Here is an 18,634-nt window from a genome sequence, read left to right as displayed (position 1 = left end):
GTACGGAGACAACAAAGGAGGATCAGCATGTCGAAAAAAGATTTAATCGCTGTTGGTTTTATGTTATTTGCTTTATTTTTTGGTGCTGGTAATATGATTTTTCCTCCTGCTCTCGGACAGGCGGCAGGGGAAAACGTATGGGTTGCGATTGCAGGCTTTTTAATAACCGGCGTTGGATTACCTGTATTAGCGGTCAGCGCCATCGCAAGAACAGGAAGCGATTTGCAACAATTAGCTAGCCGGGTTCATCCTGTATTTGGTGTCATTTTCACAGCTGTCATGTATTTAGCGATCGGTCCATTTTTTGGAATTCCGCGGACAGGTACGGTATCGTTTGAAATTGGGGTGACACCGTTTTTACCTGAAACAACTGATCGGTCGACGATGTTAGCGGTATATACTGTTGTTTATTTTGGCATATCGCTTTGGTTAGCATTAAACCCATCGAAATTAGTTGATCGAATCGGAAAATTGTTAACACCATTTTTACTTATCGGTCTTACGTTATTTTTTATTAAAAGTATATGGACCCCTATGGGCACAATCCAAAAACCAACGGATACCTATGCACACGCTCCACTATTTAAAGGATTTATTGACGGATATTTAACGATGGATGCCATTGCGGCACTTGTTTTTGGTATTATCGTCATTCAAGCGATTCAACAAAAAGGAATTACACATACAAAACAACTAACTAAACTTTGTATTCAGGCTGGTTTTATTGCTGCTTCCGGACTGACGCTCGTTTATTTATCGCTCGCTTTCATTGGCGCATCGAGTGTACAGGCGATCGGCTACCGCAATAACGGCGGAGAAATTATTAGTCAAGCCGCCACTTATTTATTCGGACAAGCCGGTACAGTCATTTTATCGATCATTATTATGCTAGCATGTTTAACAACGTCTGTCGGTTTATTATCATCATGCGCAAGTTATTTTTCGAAAATTTCGCCAAAACTTTCTTATCGAACACTTGTCATCGTGATGAGTGGCTTCAGTGCGGTAATTGCAAATGTCGGTTTAACAAAGCTCATTTCATTATCGATTCCTGTTCTTATTATCATTTATCCGCTGGCCATTACCCTTGTCGTTTTATCCTTTTTACATGACTATTTTGGCGGCAAACAAACCGTTTATATCGGAGCGATGGTTGGCACATCCCTTGTTAGCATCGTGGATGGATTAAAAACAGCAGGATTTGACGTATCAGCGGCTTTACATGTATATGAAAAAACATTACCGCTCTTTGAACAAGGAATCGGATGGCTCACACCAGCGCTTATCGGTGGGGTGATTGGTTTATTATTTAACAAAACAAATCATGTTGCACGTACCGAAAAAAAAGCAAGTTAAAAACGAGTGAAGGAAATGCCTTCACTCGTTTTCTTTTAGCCACTCACGAATGCGTTCAAATGCTCCTTCTTCCACTTGCTCTACCGCAGCAATAGCTTTTTGTAAAGCTAGTTCGTATTCGTATCGTCGAAATAGCTGTTCCGCTTCTTCTAGTCCCGCATTTACTGCATGGAAACGCCGGCGATAGCGGTTGCCGTATTGAATGACTCTTTCTGCTAATTGGGCTTGTTCAATCATTTCTTTCGTTTGATCACATACATTTTCTACAAAAACAATCGCCTCATCCAACGCTTGATGAACAGCTTCCATATTTAACGGCTTTCCATCTAACGTAAGCGATACGCGCGTCAAACTTTCTCGCGCCTCACTGACTTGTAGCATATAAGATTCTGGCAAGCCAGGAAGCTTGCTTTTTTTCACCAGTCGCATCGCTTCTGACAATTGTTTTTTCATTTCTGTTAACTTCTCACGTGCCGCCAACTCATCTTTACGCAATGCGTATAAATGTTCGCGGAATTGAACATGTTTTTCCTTCACCGCAGCAATTTGTGCTAAAATTTCCTCTAACTCTTCACGAATAAGCGAATAAGCTAAACGCTCTTCCATCATTTTCGTTTGAATTAACATAAATCGTTTCGTTAACTGTTGCACTTGCTTTTCAATTTGACGATATTTATCCAGGTCGTTTTGCGATAAATGGTAGCTTTGTTGTACAAACAATGTTTCATCACGCGTTTCTTTTGTTTCTTCTTCTAACTCATAGAGCGTTTGCTCAATTTTTTCTGTTTCCTCATGAACAAAACGTTCTGCATGCACTTCTTTTTCTAATAAATCGTACAGCGTATCCACATCTTCTTGAGCTTCACGAAGCAGTTTTTCTGCTTCTGCCACAGCAAGTGCTTCTAACAACGTAAGCACTTCGAATACTTTTCCGCGGATGGCTTCCACTTCTTTTTCTACCGGAAGATGGTCAAGTACATATCCCTTTTCCACCAACTCGCGATATCCCTCAATAATATTGTCTAATTGTGCTGGAATTTCAACTTGCGCATCGCTTAACAAAAGCGGAATGTGTTCAATAAAACGATTTAATTCACTTAGTTCGTTTTGAATGAGTAATACGATTTCACGAGCCGCTAAATAATTCCCTTCTGTTGTTAACTGTTCAAATGTTTGAAATTGTTGATGAAGGGCATTTAGTCGCGCTTCAAGTGCAGCTTCTGTGCGACCAAATGTATGGCGCTGGGTAAGCATCGCTTTTTTGACTTGACGATATTTCTCTTTGAATTGCTCAATTTCCTCGCGATTTTTTTCTTCACTTCCGACTAATTCTTGTAACTCTAACAAAATGCGTTGAATATTTCCTTCAATATCTTTTAGCTGTTGCTCCGTCTGATGTAAAGCCTCTTTCGCTTTCATAAACCGATATTTGACAACCGCTTCTTCAATATCAAACAACTTTTCTTCTATGTTCGGCAGTTGCACGGCAACAATATCGTCCCATTCATTTCGCCATTTTTCAAACAGCTGCTCTGTTTCCCCCATCATATTTAACGATTTAATTTTTGACAGCTCCTCGGGTACAGGGCGATTCATTAAAGAAATTTTCCATTGTTCTAATTGATCGATTTGTTTATATAAACGTTTTCGGTACACATATGTATATGTTAGTCCTCCGATGACGAGGAGCGCACTAATCGCTACAAATTCCATAATGGGCCTCCTTGTTGTCAAGCGTTCTTTTTTTGTGGAGAAGGCATTTTCTTTTCAATGATTTTATGATACCATGTTAGCAACATTTTTTGAGCAAAAATTTTAATTTTTTTCCTAAAAAACGTGATTTTTGTCGAACTTTGCGCCTAAAGAGGTGAACAACGTGCGTGACGGACATATTCATACACCGTTTTGTCCTCATGGAAGCGATGATGCGTTGCATACATACATCGAAACAGCCATTTCGCTTGGCTATACAGATATTTCATTTACCGAACACGCACCGCTTCCGAAAGGATTTATAGACCCAACCCCTTACCAAGATAGCGCGATGAAAGAAGAACAGCTAGCATCATACGTATCAATTTTACAATCATTAAAAAAACAGTACGAAAGACATATTCGTATCCGCATCGGATTAGAAGTTGATTTTATCGTCGGATATGAACAAAAAACGAAGGAATTTTTAAATAAAATTGGTCCACAATTAGACGACAGCATTTTATCTGTTCATTTTTTACTCATTGACGATCGATACATGTGTATCGATTATAGCGAAGAAATGTTTGGCGACATCATTGCAGCTTTTCAATCTATTGAACGAGTATATGATGCATATTACAAAACCGTTTTAGCTTCTGTCGTTGCTGATTTAGGGTCATACAAACCAAAACGCATCGGTCACCTCACGCTTATTCACAAGTTTCAACGCGCCTATCCGTGTGAGTACGATGAAGCAAAAATCATTACGCACATTCTTGATGAAATGAAAAATCGGCAATTGGAACTCGATTATAACGGGGCTGGGGTAGTAAAACCACTCTGTTTAGAGCCATATCCACCTCATTGGGTCGTAAAAGAAGCCGTCAAACGCGGTATTCCTCTCGTGTATGGCTCAGATGCCCACTCGGTTGCTGGCCTTCACCAAGGAGTCGAACATATGTTGATATAGAGGAGTGAAAAACATGTTTCATGCACAAACATACAAAGGGACAAGAGAAGAAAATTACACACTTGTCATCGAACAATTAAAAGCGTTAATTTCGGATGAAAAAAATGTTGTAGCGAACTTAGCGAATGCTTCCGCTTTATTGAATTACTTTTTACACGATATTAATTGGGTCGGTTTTTATATAGCTGAAGGGGATGAACTCGTGCTCGGACCATTCCAAGGATTGCCAGCATGTGTGCGCATTCCATTCGGCAAAGGGGTATGCGGAACAGCCGCTGCTGAAAGACGAACGATACGCGTTGCGGATGTTCATACGTTCCCGGGTCACATCGCATGTGATGCAGCATCTCAATCTGAAATTGTCATTCCAATGATGAAAGATAGCCGTATCATTGGTGTACTTGATATTGACAGTCCAATAAAAAATCGTTTCGATGAAATAGATGAACAACATTTACAACGGTTTGTTCAAACGCTCGTTCACTATCTCGACATATAAGAAAGAGGCCGATAAACTGGCCTCTTTTTAGTATTCTTGCACAACAACGCGGTTTTTTCCTGTCCGTTTCGCGGTATATAACGCTTCATCGGCACGATTGAATAGCTCCTTCACGGAATCTGCGCGATTTTTCTTCCAATACGATACGCCACAAGAAATGGTCACAGGAGGATTTGTCAACTCACGAACTTTTTGTACTAAACGGTTTGCAATAGATAAACCTGCATTAATAGACACTTTTGGTAAATAAATGGCGAGTTCTTCTCCTCCCCATCGAGCCCCAATATCATTTTGGCGAATGTTTGCTTTAATAATATTCGCTACTTGAATAATAATTTCATCACCAACTTGATGTCCGTACGTATCATTTATTTTTTTGAAATTATCAATGTCTATTAAAATAAATGTACCTAGACCGTCCTCTTCCATCGAACGTTGAATACGTTCATCTAAATAATGACGTGCATATAAATTCGTTAATCGATCTGTAATGACCATTCGTTCGAGTTCTTCGCGCAACGCTGCGTTTGTAAATGCCAATGTCGAATGATGAATAAGCGACTGCAACAATTTAAACATATCAAATGAAAAATGATATGCTTCTTGATGTAAAACAATCGCTACACCTTTCATCATCCCGCGCATCATCGGTACAGCCATCAGCGAACGAAAACGTTTCGTATAGTTGCTATGAATTTTTACATCACCTAAAAATAACGTATCACGCGGATGTTGAATGCGATGAAAAACGAAATCAACATATGGCTTTGCTTCACGTGATTGAAAAAAATCCGTACTACCAGGAAGTACTTTTCGCTCTTTTTCTTGTAAAATAATAAAACCGACTTCCTGCGCATCAAACGATGTTTTAATTTTTTCAATCATAAATTGTAGCGCATCTTGGAAACGTAAATTTGTATTTAAGTGGTGAATCGTTTCATTAATGAGTTGTAAATCAGCAATTAATCGTTTCGATTGTTCATATAATTTTGCATTCTCTAATGCGCTACCAGCCGTATTTGCCAGTAACGAAATAAATCGCATTTCCCGCTCTGGAAGTTCCATGATCGTCGGCGCAATCATTTCAATGACACCGTAAATCCCTTGCGCCCCTTTAATCGGAGCATAAATGACAGACTTTTTATGAACGAGCGAATCGTGAAGTTGGATTTGTCCCGTCACATACGCTTGCATGGCCCCCATATGCTCATCTTCATTTTCAAACGTCAGTAGTTTAATCGGCAAGTCACGATCTGTCGTGCTATCATACGATAAAAATAAATGACACGTAAACGTCGGATACACTTCTTTTAATGTTTTCACAATTTCTTCAAGCACATCTCCAATATTCATCGATGCATGAATTTTTGTTGCCGCCCGATGTAACTGTTCATATCTTTTTTCTTCGCTTAACACTTCGGACACTTTACGAATGCGAGCAAACACTTTTAAAAAATCACGTTTCATTTGTTTGATAAACGCTTTCGGCAACATATCTCGTTCATGCAGCTGAAAACGAACGAGTCCGCATGAATCTTCTGAAAAATGTATACCAAATTGAACCGTTTTGATTTCGTTACCACTATCCAAAATCACAACATCATCAAATTGTTTTTTCAACTGATCATCAAATGGAATGATGTGTTTTTCTCGTTGCTGTTCAATCGTCCGGTCTGTCGTCATTTCAGGTTCAAAGACATGCTTAAACGGGTTCAACGTGTAAAACGTAACATCTAATAAACGAAATTCGTGTTTCAGTAGGGCAATTAGTGCTTGAATCATGCGAGGTAAATCCGTAAAATCTTCTTCACTTAAAAACCAATCAAAAAACCTTTGCTTAAATATTGCATATTGATTGCGTTCTTGAACGTTCATTTTTTTCACTCACCCGCACGTACTTCCTCTCTTTATATGTATGAACCATATAAATAAAAAAATGAGAGTTTCTGTAATATTTCTGAAACTGAGGACCTATTGATTATATCATACCATAATCCTTATGATAAAGACTATACAAAAATTATTGACTCAGACGCAAAAAAAAACTATAATAGCCTTTGTGTAAAATATTGCAGCCTTTGTGCTCACATTTGTATGTCCATTTTGTTCCCCATAGAGAGCATCATTCTCTCATCGGAGGTTGTATCGTGTAACTCTCAGCTGCTAGGGCGAGGATACATGAAAACAAAATGGCGATGAATGGTGAGGCACGACTGTTTTTATTTTACCAAAAATAAAAACAAAGGAGGAGCATTTATGGCTCGTTATACAGGTCCAACATGGAAAATTTCTCGCCGCCTCGGTATTTCGTTAAGCGGCACAGGTAAAGAATTACAAAAACGTCCTTACCCACCAGGTCAACATGGTCCAGGACAACGCAAAAAACTATCTGAATACGGCATGCAGCTTCAAGAGAAGCAAAAACTTCGCCATATGTACGGTGTAAACGAACGTCAATTCCGTAAAACGTTTGAAGAAGCAGGTAAAATGCATGGTAAACATGGTGAAAACTTTATGATCTTACTCGAGTCTCGCTTAGACAACCTTGTTTACCGTCTAGGTTTCGCGCGCACTCGTCGTCAAGCTCGTCAATTAGTCAACCATGGTCACATTTTAGTTGATGGCAGTCGCGTTGACATTCCATCTTACCGTGTGAAACCAGGTCAAACGATTTCTGTTCGCGAAAAGTCTCGCAACCTTCAAATTATTAAAGAAGCGCTTGAAGTGAACAACTTCGTACCTGACTATTTAACGCTTGATGCAGACAAATTAGAAGGTACTTACACTCGTTTCCCTGAACGTTCTGAATTGCCTGCTGAGATTAACGAAGCATTAATCGTTGAGTTCTACTCTCGTTAATGAAAAAATCCTCTCTGCTTATAGCAGAGAGGATTTTTTATGCATAACGAATTAAGTAATACTTCTTCTTACCACGACGAATAATTGTAAATCGGCCTTCCATGCGATCTTCTTCTGTCATCATCTTACTTACATCTTGTACACGTTCACCATTTACGTAAATAGCCCCATTTGTGACGTCCTCACGCGCTTGGCGCTTCGATGGGCAAATACCGCTTGCAACGAGCAAATCAATAAGTGCTACTTCCTTTTCATGACATACATACGATGGTACATCTTTAAAACCTTGTTCAATTTCATTTGCTGTGAGTTTGGATACGTCCCCGCTAAAGAGTGCTTCAGAAATGTTAATCGCCTGCTTCAATGCTTCCTCTCCATGAACAAGGCGTGTCATTTCCGCAGCTAACGCCTTTTGGGCTGCACGCTTTTCTGGGGCTTCAGCCGTTTGTTTTTCCAATTCGAGAATTTCTTCATGCGATAAAAACGTGAAATATTTTAAATATTTTACAACATCACGATCATCTGTATTAATCCAAAATTGATAGAACTCATATGGCGACGTTTTATCAGCATCAAGCCATACAGCCCCACCTTCTGTTTTCCCGAATTTCGTTCCATCTGCTTTTGTTACGAGCGGAACAGTTAATCCGAACACTTTGGCATCTTCTTCTGTTTTCCGAATGAGCTCTAATCCGGCTGTAATGTTCCCCCACTGATCACTACCGCCTACTTGCAACTTACAGCCGTACATTTCATACAGCTTTAAAAAGTCATACGCCTGTAAAATCATATAACTAAATTCTGTAAATGAAATACCGGTTTCTAATCGCGACTGTACAGATTCTTTCGCAAGCATGTAGTTAATCCCAAAGTTTTTCCCAACATCACGCAAAAACGTAATAACATCAAGCGAACCAATCCATTCGTAGTTATTTGCGATAATAGCTGGATTATTGTCATTGTCAAAATCTAAAAAGCGACTTAACTGTTGTTTAATTCGCTCACTGTAATATGCAACAGTTTCTTTTTCATTCAATTTTCGCTCTGCTTTTTTCCCGCTCGGATCTCCAATGAGTCCTGTTGCTCCTCCGACGAGCGCAATCGGTTGATGACCTGCTTGTTGGAAACGACGCAACATTAAAATCGGGAGAAGATGACCAATATGCAAACTATCTGCCGTTGGATCAAAACCGCAATATACTTTTACACTTTCTTCTACCAACAGTGCTTTTAACCCATCTTCGTCCGTCACTTGATTAATTAAACCACGAAATTGTAAGTCTTGAAGCAAATTCATTCCAACCATCCTTTCCTTTTTGGATTCAAACAAAAAAACTCGCCCTTCACACGAAGGGACGAGTTTCATCGCGGTACCACCCTACTTAGAGAACGGACATGTTCTCTCACTTCATTGACATAACGGTCTACACCGTCTTTTGCTACTTTCGCACAAGCGGTTCGCAAAAGATGCTCACGGAGGTAATTCATGCTCACCTATGCGCTAGTTCGCACCAACCACTAGCTCTCTGTTCGCAGGGAGATAAGCACTACTCATTCCGCTCATCGCTCGACTATTTACATATTAGCATACTCTCTTTTATCATAAATCATAAACCATTGTCAAGATCTTCAAACAAATTTAGACATTCCCCGATACGAACAGACAAATTATGATATAATAATGAAAATACAATACGGATGGGAGGTCACCATGTCAGAAAAACAAGTCCGATTCTCATGGCAAAAACTATGGCGTCATTTTACAATTACATACGAGGTCATTTGGAATATATGTTTAATTATATTGATTGTCAGTTTATGTGCGTTCAGTTTTGCCTTCGGTGTCGGTGCAGGATATTTCGCCTCACTTGTGAAAGATGTCAAACCGATTCCGTACAAAGAGATGAAAAAAGATATTTATAACTATGAAGAAACAACACATATTTACTTCGCTAATCGCGAGTATCTCGGCTATTTTCGTTCAGATTTAGAACGTGACGAAGTCAAACTTTCACAAGTTTCCCCTTATTTCATTCAAGCGGTCATCGCAACAGAAGACGAACATTTTTATGAGCATAAAGGGGTTGTACCAAAAGCTATTATACGTGCCATTTTTCAAGAAGCAACAAACTCCTCCATGCGTAGCGGAGGAAGTACATTAACACAACAACTTGTAAAAAATCAAATTTTAACAAGCGAAGTGTCATTTGAACGAAAAGCAAAAGAAGTGTTGCTTGCTTTACGCCTTGAGAAGTTTTTTTCGAAAGATGAAATTTTAGAAGCATATATTAACGTTGTGCCGTTTGGACGAAACGCATCAGGACGAAATATTGCCGGCGTTCAAGCTGCTGCCAAAGGCGTTTTCGGCATCGATGCGAAGGAACTAACGTTGCCACAAGCGGCTTTTTTAGCAGGATTACCACAAAGTCCGTTTCGCTATACACCGTTTACAAGCGAAGGGGAGTTGAAAAACGATTTATCCCCAGCGCTAAATCGGATGAAAACTGTATTATCGCGTATGAAAAAAGCGGGATACATTTCGGAAGACGAATATAAAGAAGCGCTAGCGTACGACATTACGAAAGATTTTGTGTCTTCCTTACCTTCTCCTGTTGAAAAGTATCCGTGGCTCACGTTTGAAATCGAACGACGTGCAAAAGATATTTTTATTGATCTATTAGCAAAAAAAGACGGATATGAACGACAAGATGTGCGCTCAAACGATCAACTATATAAAGAATATGCTGAGAAAGCAGAAAAGCAACTACGCCAAAATGGTTATACAATTTATACAACAATTGATAAAAACATATATGAGCGAATGCAAGCAATTGTTGAAAAATATCCGTACTTTGGGAGCGATACGGTCGTTCGCAAAAAGGATGAAAAAACAGGACAAATCATTTCCGTTCGTCAACCGGTAGAGGTGGGGGCTATGCTAATCGAAAACAAAACGGGCCGAATCATTAGCTTTGTCGGTGGACGAGATTATAAACGGGAACAACTCAATCACGCAACACAAGCGTATCGTTCAAACGGTTCAACGATGAAGCCGCTTCTTGTTTATGCACCAGCAATGGAAATGGGTATCGTTCAACCTGGATCTGTTATTCCGGATGTCGATTTGGAAATCCCAACGCAACAAGGCCCGTACCGTCCGAAAAATGCAGATGGAAAAACGCATGGCTTAACATCGGTTCGCCATGCGCTAAAAAAATCGTATAACATTCCTGCTATTCGGACATATGCGCGCATCATCGATCAACGACCCATTTCATACTTGGAAAAAATGGGTTTTACAAGCTTAACAACAGGAGATGGAAGCAACTTGTCGCTTGCGCTTGGCGGTTTAACAAAAGGGGTAACGATTGAAGAAAATGTAAACGCATATGCTACGTTTGCGAATGGTGGAAAGTTCATCGACGCGTATTTAATTGAAAAAATTGTCGATAAAAATGGAAATGTCGTATACGAGCATGAAACAAAGCCAGTAGAAGTATTTTCGCCACAAACAGCCTATTTAACAATTGATATGATGCGTGACGTCATTCGTTCTGGCACAGCAGCTTTCTTAAATGGCAAACTAAAATTTTCAGCCGATTGGGCAGGAAAAACAGGAACGAGCCAAAATACGAAAGATGCTTGGTTTGTCGCAACAAATCCACATGTCACGTTCGGCACTTGGATGGGATACGATACACCAAAGCCTCTAGAAAAGAGCTATAAAGGATTGTCATATTCCCAAAGAAATTTATTGCTATGGGCACAGTTAATGAACGGGGCATATGATATTCGCCCAGAACTTATTGCACCAAAAGAGCGGTTCCACATGCCAGGCGGAATTGTTAAACGTTCGTATTGCGCTATTTCTGGATTGCTCCCATCGGAAACTTGTAAACGATTCGGACTTATAGAAAGTGACTTGTTTAATGCCGCATTTGTACCGAAAAAAGAAGACTCGTATTTAGTGAGTGGAACTTTCGTTGAACTAAACGGAGAACGATACGTAGCCTTACCGACAACACCAAAAGAATTGACAAAAGAAGGCATAATGATCAGCACTTCGTTACTTGAACAATGGGGAATTCAACATATAAAGGATATGAGCAAATTGCTTCCACAAAATGATCAATGGAAGCATGTATTTGTCGCAAAAACGCTTCAAGAAAACGGAAAAAAGCCAGATCCGCTAGCTGTACATCAAAAAGAAAATACGCTCGTTTGGAGCGAACATCACGAACAAGATGTCATTGGATATCGTGTATACTATACAGCATCGGAAACAGCTCCGTTTCAAGTCATGGCAACGATACGCAAAGGAGAACAAAAAAGCGTACCGTTAAGACAAGGTATGTATTACGTTACTGCTGTCGATATTGCTGGATTGGAATCGAATCCGTCAAATATCGTTCGTATGCTTCCTGCTTCATCACCTGGGCAATCAACAAATGGAGAAACGACAGAAACACAAACAGAAGAACAGCCATCAACCAATTAAAAAAATCGGGCATAGCCCGATTTTTTTAATCTTCCATTGTTGATAAGTCGCCTGTCGGTAAGTTTAGTTCCCAAGCTTTCAAGACGCGACGCATAATTTTTCCGCTTCTCGTTTTTGGCAATTTATCGCGAAACTCGATTTCACGTGGTGCGGCATGCGCAGCTAAACCTTTTTTTACAAAGTTGCGAATATCCTCTTTTAGCTCTTCAGATGGCTCGTACCCTTCACGTAAAGCAACAAACGCTTTAATAATTTCACCGCGTACCGGATCCGGCTTTCCGATGACACCAGCTTCTGCAACAGCCGGATGTTCAACAAGCTTGCTTTCTACTTCAAATGGACCAACGCGCTCCCCCGCTGTCATAATGACATCATCAATCCGACCTTGAAACCAGAAGTATCCGTCTTCGTCCATATATGCCGAATCACCAGAAACATACCAATCACCAGGTAAAAAGTATGATTCGTATTTTTGTGGATTGTTCCAAATCGCGCGCATCATCGACGGCCAACCTTTTTTAATCGCCAAATTCCCCATGCGATATGGCGGTAACTCATTTCCTTGATCGTCAACGATCGCTGCTTTAACCCCTGGGATCGGTTTCCCCATTGATCCAGGTTTAATTTCCATACACGGATAGTTGCAAATGAGTTGCGCTCCTGTTTCTGTCATCCACCATGTATCATGAATGCGACGATTAAATACTTTCATTCCCCAGCGCACAACTTCTGGATTGAGCGGTTCACCGACGCTTAAAATATGGCGAAGTGAACGTAAATCAAATTTTTTCACAAGCTCGTCCCCAGCACCCATTAACATGCGGAATGCTGTCGGTGCACTATACCATACCGTTACACCATAATCTTCAATCGTTTTATACCACGCCTCAGGATTAAAGCGACCGCCGACAATGACGTTAGATGCTCCGCAAAGCCATGGACCGAAAATACCGTATGATGTTCCAGTCACCCAACCTGGATCGGCTGTGCACCAATATACATCATCTTCTTTTAAGTCTAATACCCATTTGGCCGTTTGATAATGTTGGATCATGGCGTTATGCACATGTAATACACCTTTTGGTTTTCCTGTCGATCCAGATGTATAGTGTAAAATGAGCCCATCTTCACGTCCGACCCATTCAATATTAAAATGTTTGCTTGCTGCGTTCATTCGTTTTTTCAAATCAAAAAACGGACCTTCTTCTTTAATGTCATCGCCAACTAAAAATACGTATTTTAATGCTGGCAATTCATTTACAGGTACACGCGGTAAAAGTTCAGGAGTCGTAATAATAACTTTTGCCTCGCTATCTTCTAAACGGTCACGGACTGCGCCTTCCATGAACGCTTCGAAAAGAGGCCCAACAATTGCCCCAAGTTTAATCGCACCAAGCACAGAGAAGTATAGTTCAGGCGAGCGAGGCATAAAAATAAAGACGCGGTCACCTTTTTCTACATCGGCCACTTCTTTTAATACGTTGGCTACTTTGTTTGAGAACTCTTTCATTTCTTTAAATGTGTACTTTTCTTCTCTCGTCGCATCGCGATAATACAAGGCTACTTTGTTTTTTCGAAACGTTTCTACATGGCGATCAATCGCTTCATAAGCCATGTTTACTTTGCCCGTTTCATACCACGAAAAATGTTTTTCTGTTTCGGACCAGTCAAACGTTTGATACGTTTCTTCATAGTTTTTCAAGTTGAAATCCCCTTGAATGACTGGTAGCGTTTCCACTTTAATCATCCCAAACTCCCCCTTGTTTGAAGTGTTTACATTCGTATTATATTATACTATAAACAAATTCTCAATTTTTAAAAAATTTTCATTTATGTTTATTGTGAAAACGATTTAATTTTTATTTTTTTATGTATAATTGAATTGAGATTATTTCAGTAGGCGGTGGGGCAATGGAGCATAAAAAAACATATAACGCAAAACAATTAAAAACACCGAAAGGAACGTTAATTATTGAAGGACCAATTTCTCCAGAAAAATTGGCTAGCTATGAATTTCATCATGATTTAACAGCGTTTCGACAACCGCATCAACAACATCAAGCACTCATCGAAATTGCTGGGCTTCCAGAAGGACGAATTATTATTGCCCGCCACGGTCATACGATCGTTGGCTACGTCACTTTTTTATACCCAGACCCACTTGAAAGATGGTCGCAAGGGAAGATGGAAAATTTAATCGAGCTTGGTGCAATCGAGGTCATTCCAGATTTTAGAGGCTGCGGCGTTGGGAAAAATTTATTGAAAGTAGCTATGATGGACGATGCGATGGAAGATTACATCATTATTACAACGGAGTACTATTGGCATTGGGATTTAAAACGAACCGGATTAAACGTATGGGAATATCGAAAAGTAATGGAGAAAATGATGAACGCAGGTGGGCTTGTTTGGTATGCAACGGATGATCCAGAAATTTGTTCACATCCGGCAAACTGCTTAATGGCTCGAATCGGAAAACGCGTCGATCAACAATCGATCCAAAAATTCGATCAGCTCCGTTTTATGAACCGCTTTATGTATTAAAAACAAAGGGGATGGGGAAATGATTGTCGAACAAATGATGAAAACGGATGTTATCGCATTAAAGCCATCAAATACAATTGCTGATGCACTAAACATTGTTAAGCAAAAAAATATTCGTCATTTACCAATTGTTGATGATGAATATCGTGTCGTTGGTATCGTTACGGATCGCGATTTGCGCGATGCACGTCCATCTATTTTTCATGCGAACGAACATCTTGAGGATTTACAAAAGCCGTTAAGTACCATTATGAAAACAAACGTCATTACAGGGCATCCGCTTGACTTCGTTGAAGAAGTAGCAGCTTTATTTTATGAACACCGCATTAGCTGTATGCCCATAGTTCAAAAAAATAAACTTGTCGGCATCATTACAGAAAGTGATTTGTTATATACACTTGTACAATTAACAGGGGCTCATCAACCAGGTTCGCAAATTGAAATTAAAGTGCCGAACCGCACCGGTATGTTAAGTGAAGTCGCCTCTGTTTTTCAAAAAAGAAACATTAATATTTTAAGTGTTCTTGTCTATCCTGATCGAGATGATATGTATAAAGTGCTCGTGTTTCGCATTCAAACGATGAACCCGATGGCGATTATTGATGATTTAAAAGAACAAGGATACGACGTATTATGGCCAAACTTGCCGGGGGTTTCATCATGAGCAAAAATAGCATATTCGTTTATTCCGATGCGTTCCAAACGTATAAATTCCATGATCGCCATCCGTTTAATCAACTACGTGTCAAACTGACGTATGACCTGTTGCAAACACTCGGCGCGCTACATGACGGACAAATTGTAGCACCACGCCTAGCGACAGACGAAGAATTAGCTCTTGTGCATGATTCAGATTACATTGAAGCAGTAAAAAAAGCAGGAAAGGGTCAACTATCAGAAGATGTTGCGCTCAATTATGGATTAGGAACCGAAGATACACCGATTTTTCCAAACATGCATGAAGCGAGCGCTCTTCTTGTTGGTGGGACGTTAACAGCCGTCGATTATGTCCTCTCTGGCAAAGCTGAACACGCGCTCAGTTTGGGCGGAGGGCTCCATCATGGATTCCGAGGCAAGGCATCCGGTTTTTGCATTTACAACGATAGCTCTGTGGCCATTAAATATATGCAAGAAAAATATGGTGTGCGCGTCTTATACGTTGACACTGATGCACATCATGGTGATGGGGTACAATGGACGTTTTATGATGACCCGAATGTATGTACATTTTCGATTCATGAAACAGGCCGCTATTTGTTTCCAGGAACAGGAAACGTTAATGAACGGGGGCAAGGGAAAGGATACGGTTATTCGTTCAACATTCCGGTTGATGCGTTTACAGAAGATGAGTCGTGGCTCGCCGCATATACGGAAGCTCTAATTGAAATCGCTGATTTTTTTCGTCCTGACGTCATCTTGACGCAAAACGGTGTCGATGCCCATTATTACGATCCGTTAACTCATTTATCTGCGTCCATGCGCATTTATCGTGAAATTCCAAAACTAGCACATCAAATTGCGCATCAATATTGTAACGGTCGTTGGATCGCAGTTGGTGGCGGCGGATACGACATTTGGCGCGTTGTGCCACGTGCATGGGCGCTATTGTGGCTCGAAATGACAGAACAATCCGATATTTCTGGACCTTTACCGAAAGAATGGATTGCCCGTTGGCAACCTCGTGCTCCTGTTTCTTTGCCACTCGAATGGGATGACCCAGAAGACTTATATCCACCCATTCCAAGAAAAGCAGAAATTACGGAAAAAAATGCACAAACCGTTATGAAAGCACTTCAGCCAATTCGAAGCAACAAACAACGGTTAAACTTATAAAAAATAACAAGGGTGTTCCGAAAGTAGCGAACACCCTTTTCTATGTTTATACTCACGCGAAATACGCGTTCTTCTTTAAGAAAAAATCTAGTTAGCCACCTATTTTGTCGAATCGCGATATTCAATTCGGTGTGGCAACACAACGATGTGATTGTCGACATGCTCTTTATTCATATATTTCGTTAATAAACGCATCGCCACGGCCCCAATGTCGTACATCGGCTGGACTACCGTCGTCAATTTCGGGCGAACCATTGTTGCCAAGCGCGTATTATCAAAACCGACAACTTCTAAGTCATCGGGAATGCGTACACCGCGATCTTGTGCCCCATGAATGACGCCGAGCGCCATTTCGTCGGTTCCAACAAAAATCGCTGTTGGTCGCTGTGGAAGTTCAGCTAACTTTTCGTATGCTTCGATGCCTGAATCGTACGTATAATCTCCTTCCACAACAAGCGCCTCATCATAAACCATATTCGCTTCTTCTAAGGCGCGACGATAACCAGCTAATTTTTTTAATCCGTTAATCGGATCGTTTAACGGTCCTGTTACATAAGCAATGCGTTTATGTCCTTTTTCGATCAACATATGCACCGCATCATACGCTGCTTGCTCGTAGTCAATGTTAACAGATGGAATAATATTGTTTTTTTCAATTGTTGCAGCTAATACGATCGGTACATCTGACTTTTTAAACTGCTCAACATGTTCTTCAGTTACATCGCCGCCCATGAATAAAATGCCATCAACTTGTTTGGCAAGCATTGTGTTTAATAAATGTAACTCTTTTTCTTTATTTTGATCAGAGTTGCTTAAAATGATGTTATACTTGTACATCGTTGCAATATCCTCAATGCCACGCGCCATTTCCGCAAAGAAAATGCTTGATATATCTGGAATAATGACGCCGACTGTAGTTGTTTTTTTGCTTGCCAATCCACGTGCTACCGCATTCGGACGATAACCGAGCCGCTCAATCACTTCTAACACTTTTTTGCGCGTTGAAGGCTTTACGTTTGGGTTCCCATTTACGACACGTGAAACGGTTGCCATCGACACGTTTGCTTCTCTTGCTACATCATAAATTGTTACATTCATCACATACACTCCTTTTTTGCACTCTATATATCGAAAACTGTCGTACATCGCAATTTTATGTAAAATTATCATACGATAAATGATTACCTAAGTGCAACGTTTTCACAAATAAATTCATAAGAAAAAGCCGGTGAACGATCACCAGCTTTTTGTTTTTACGCTTTGACAAATTGTTTTTGGAACGATTTTAATTCTTCCATAAACTCGTTGAATTGATCAATATCCATTTGTTGTGCAGAATCAGATAACGCAACAGCAGGATCTGGATGTACTTCGGCCATGACCCCGTCTGCCCCAATGGCAAGCGCAGCTTTCGCACAAGGTAAAAGTAAATCGCGTCGTCCTGTTGAATGTGTGACATCGACAAAAACAGGTAAATGCGTTTCCTTTTTCAAAATCGGTACGGCTGAAATATCAAGCGTGTTGCGCGTCGCCTTTTCATATGTGCGAATGCCTCGCTCACATAAAATGATTTGTCCGTTGCCTTGCGACATAATGTACTCAGCAGCATGAATAAATTCTTCGATCGTTGCAGCTAATCCACGTTTTAACAACACCGGTTTATTTACTTGACCCGCCGCTTTTAACAACTCAAAGTTTTGCATATTGCGCGCCCCGATTTGAATGACGTCAATATAATCGAGCGCTGTTTCGATATCTGCTGGCGTTACAATTTCACTAATGACTGCTAAATCAAACTCATCTGCTACACGTTTTAAAATTTTCAACCCTTCTACGCCAAGTCCTTGGAAATCATATGGTGAAGTGCGTGGTTTGTAAGCACCACCGCGCAATAATTTTAGCCCGTGTCGTTTGATCGCTTGTGCCACTTCTGCCACTTGTTCATAGCTTTCAACCGCACATGGTCCCATAACGAAATATTGATTACCGTCGCCGATTTTTTCTCCTTTTACATCGACAATCGTATTTTCTGGCTTTTTCTTTCTTGATACAAGCAATGCTTTTTTATGATCGTCTTCTTGTAAATCGAGCCCTGCTTTAAAAATTTCTTTAAAAATATGTTTTAACGTCGCCGTATCAAATGGCCCATCGTTATGCTCTAAAATCAAATCTAACATTTTTCTTTCACGAACAGGGTCATAGAAATACGTACCTTGGGCGTCCTTAATTTTTCCAATTTCTTGAACAACCCGACCGCGTTCATTAATTAGCTTTAACAACTGTAAATTTAACTCATCAACCTTCGCTCTCAACTCATCTAATCGTTCGTTACTCATACATCTCATCCTTTCTTTATATAAGCTAAAAAATATGGTACATT

The 18,634-nt window shown here is 40.2% G+C and carries 14 protein-coding genes and 1 other annotated feature; of the genes, 8 read left to right on the top strand and 6 right to left on the bottom strand.

The features are described from left to right. The first annotated feature begins 27 nt into the window (after positions 1-27). Complete coding sequence (brnQ, locus tag HNQ82_RS09730; RefSeq protein ID WP_183249209.1) at positions 28-1,356, top strand: branched-chain amino acid transport system II carrier protein; 1,329 nt, start codon at positions 28-30, stop codon at positions 1,354-1,356. A gap of 21 nt (positions 1,357-1,377) precedes the next feature. On the opposite strand, the gene ezrA is transcribed toward brnQ, so the two are convergent. After that, positions 1,378-3,069: a septation ring formation regulator EzrA gene (gene ezrA / locus HNQ82_RS09725; RefSeq protein ID WP_183249207.1), complete on the bottom strand. Its 1,692-nt coding sequence runs from the start codon at positions 3,067-3,069 to the stop codon at positions 1,378-1,380. A gap of 163 nt (positions 3,070-3,232) precedes the next feature. Here ezrA and hisJ point away from each other — a divergent pair, with 163 nt between their 5' ends. Together hisJ and HNQ82_RS09715 are read left to right on the top strand one after the other, a co-directional pair. Beyond that, positions 3,233-4,021 carry a histidinol-phosphatase HisJ gene (hisJ, locus tag HNQ82_RS09720; protein ID WP_183241990.1) on the top strand — a complete coding sequence of 263 codons (789 nt, stop codon included), beginning with the start codon at positions 3,233-3,235 and terminating at the stop codon, positions 4,019-4,021. 13 nt (positions 4,022-4,034) lie between these two features. Continuing rightward, positions 4,035-4,520, top strand: coding sequence for a GAF domain-containing protein (locus tag HNQ82_RS09715; protein ID WP_183249204.1), 486 nt, complete (start codon positions 4,035-4,037; stop codon positions 4,518-4,520). A gap of 27 nt (positions 4,521-4,547) precedes the next feature. On the opposite strand, the gene HNQ82_RS09710 is transcribed toward HNQ82_RS09715, so the two are convergent. Then, the gene (locus HNQ82_RS09710; RefSeq protein WP_183249202.1) at positions 4,548-6,404 is read right to left on the bottom strand and encodes a diguanylate cyclase domain-containing protein; all 1,857 of its coding nucleotides are present in this window, start codon (positions 6,402-6,404) and stop codon (positions 4,548-4,550) included. A 372-nt stretch (positions 6,405-6,776) separates the two neighbouring features. On the opposite strand from HNQ82_RS09710, the gene rpsD reads away from it, so the two are divergent. Beyond that, on the top strand, positions 6,777-7,379 hold the full coding sequence (gene rpsD / locus HNQ82_RS09705) for a 30S ribosomal protein S4 (protein ID WP_055440111.1): 603 nt from the start codon (positions 6,777-6,779) through the stop codon (positions 7,377-7,379). Between the two features lie 37 nt (positions 7,380-7,416). Here rpsD and tyrS read toward each other — a convergent pair whose 3' ends face one another. Next, a complete protein-coding gene (gene tyrS, locus HNQ82_RS09700) occupies positions 7,417-8,676 on the bottom strand; it encodes a tyrosine--tRNA ligase (protein WP_183249200.1) in 1,260 nt (419 codons plus the stop codon). 51 nt (positions 8,677-8,727) lie between these two features. After that, positions 8,728-8,952: a binding site (T-box leader), on the bottom strand. Positions 8,953-9,090: 138 nt separating this feature from the next. Here tyrS and HNQ82_RS09695 point away from each other — a divergent pair. Further along, a complete protein-coding gene (locus HNQ82_RS09695; protein WP_183249198.1) occupies positions 9,091-11,877 on the top strand; it encodes a transglycosylase domain-containing protein in 2,787 nt (928 codons plus the stop codon). A gap of 25 nt (positions 11,878-11,902) precedes the next feature. Here HNQ82_RS09695 and acsA read toward each other — a convergent pair whose 3' ends face one another. Further along, a complete protein-coding gene (acsA, locus tag HNQ82_RS09690; RefSeq protein ID WP_183249329.1) occupies positions 11,903-13,621 on the bottom strand; it encodes an acetate--CoA ligase in 1,719 nt (572 codons plus the stop codon). A gap of 167 nt (positions 13,622-13,788) precedes the next feature. Between acsA and HNQ82_RS09685 the strand changes: the two genes are divergently transcribed. The 3 genes from HNQ82_RS09685 to HNQ82_RS09675 are packed head-to-tail and all read left to right on the top strand — an operon-like array spanning position 13,789 to position 16,254. Then, positions 13,789-14,421: a GNAT family N-acetyltransferase gene (locus HNQ82_RS09685; protein WP_003398366.1), complete on the top strand. Its 633-nt coding sequence runs from the start codon at positions 13,789-13,791 to the stop codon at positions 14,419-14,421. A gap of 19 nt (positions 14,422-14,440) precedes the next feature. Then, a complete protein-coding gene (locus tag HNQ82_RS09680; RefSeq protein WP_183249196.1) occupies positions 14,441-15,085 on the top strand; it encodes an acetoin utilization AcuB family protein in 645 nt (214 codons plus the stop codon). Continuing rightward, positions 15,082-16,254: an acetoin utilization protein AcuC gene (locus HNQ82_RS09675; RefSeq protein ID WP_183249193.1), complete on the top strand. Its 1,173-nt coding sequence runs from the start codon at positions 15,082-15,084 to the stop codon at positions 16,252-16,254. The genes HNQ82_RS09680 and HNQ82_RS09675 overlap by 4 nt, the downstream gene beginning before the upstream one ends. A gap of 99 nt (positions 16,255-16,353) precedes the next feature. Here HNQ82_RS09675 and ccpA read toward each other — a convergent pair whose 3' ends face one another. Together ccpA and HNQ82_RS09665 are read right to left on the bottom strand one after the other, a co-directional pair. Then, positions 16,354-17,352, bottom strand: coding sequence for a catabolite control protein A (ccpA, locus tag HNQ82_RS09670; protein WP_055440116.1), 999 nt, complete (start codon positions 17,350-17,352; stop codon positions 16,354-16,356). Positions 17,353-17,507: 155 nt separating this feature from the next. Beyond that, positions 17,508-18,590, bottom strand: a complete 1,083-nt coding sequence (locus tag HNQ82_RS09665; protein ID WP_035047540.1) for a bifunctional 3-deoxy-7-phosphoheptulonate synthase/chorismate mutase — start codon at positions 18,588-18,590, stop codon at positions 17,508-17,510. Between the last annotated feature and the right edge of the window lie 44 nt (positions 18,591-18,634).

It is taken from the genome of Anoxybacillus tengchongensis, assembly GCF_014201585.1.
Taxonomy (GTDB): domain Bacteria; phylum Bacillota; class Bacilli; order Bacillales; family Anoxybacillaceae; genus Anoxybacillus; species Anoxybacillus tengchongensis.
This window is presented reverse-complemented; position numbering and strand designations above follow the sequence as displayed.

Excerpts from the sequence above, each read along its gene's own strand:
- brnQ (WP_183249209.1), top strand. The coding sequence starts at position 28 with ATGTCGAAAAAAGATTTAATCGCTGTTGGTTTTATGTTATTTGCTTTA.
- ezrA (WP_183249207.1), bottom strand. The coding sequence starts at position 3,069 with ATGGAATTTGTAGCGATTAGTGCGCTCCTCGTCATCGGAGGACTAACA.
- HNQ82_RS09715 (WP_183249204.1), top strand. The coding sequence starts at position 4,035 with ATGTTTCATGCACAAACATACAAAGGGACAAGAGAAGAAAATTACACA.
- rpsD (WP_055440111.1), top strand. The coding sequence starts at position 6,777 with ATGGCTCGTTATACAGGTCCAACATGGAAAATTTCTCGCCGCCTCGGT.
- tyrS (WP_183249200.1), bottom strand. The coding sequence starts at position 8,676 with ATGAATTTGCTTCAAGACTTACAATTTCGTGGTTTAATTAATCAAGTG.
- HNQ82_RS09695 (WP_183249198.1), top strand. The coding sequence starts at position 9,091 with ATGTCAGAAAAACAAGTCCGATTCTCATGGCAAAAACTATGGCGTCAT.
- HNQ82_RS09685 (WP_003398366.1), top strand. The coding sequence starts at position 13,789 with ATGGAGCATAAAAAAACATATAACGCAAAACAATTAAAAACACCGAAA.
- HNQ82_RS09680 (WP_183249196.1), top strand. The coding sequence starts at position 14,441 with ATGATTGTCGAACAAATGATGAAAACGGATGTTATCGCATTAAAGCCA.
- HNQ82_RS09675 (WP_183249193.1), top strand. The coding sequence starts at position 15,082 with ATGAGCAAAAATAGCATATTCGTTTATTCCGATGCGTTCCAAACGTAT.
- ccpA (WP_055440116.1), bottom strand. The coding sequence starts at position 17,352 with ATGAATGTAACAATTTATGATGTAGCAAGAGAAGCAAACGTGTCGATG.
- HNQ82_RS09665 (WP_035047540.1), bottom strand. The coding sequence starts at position 18,590 with ATGAGTAACGAACGATTAGATGAGTTGAGAGCGAAGGTTGATGAGTTA.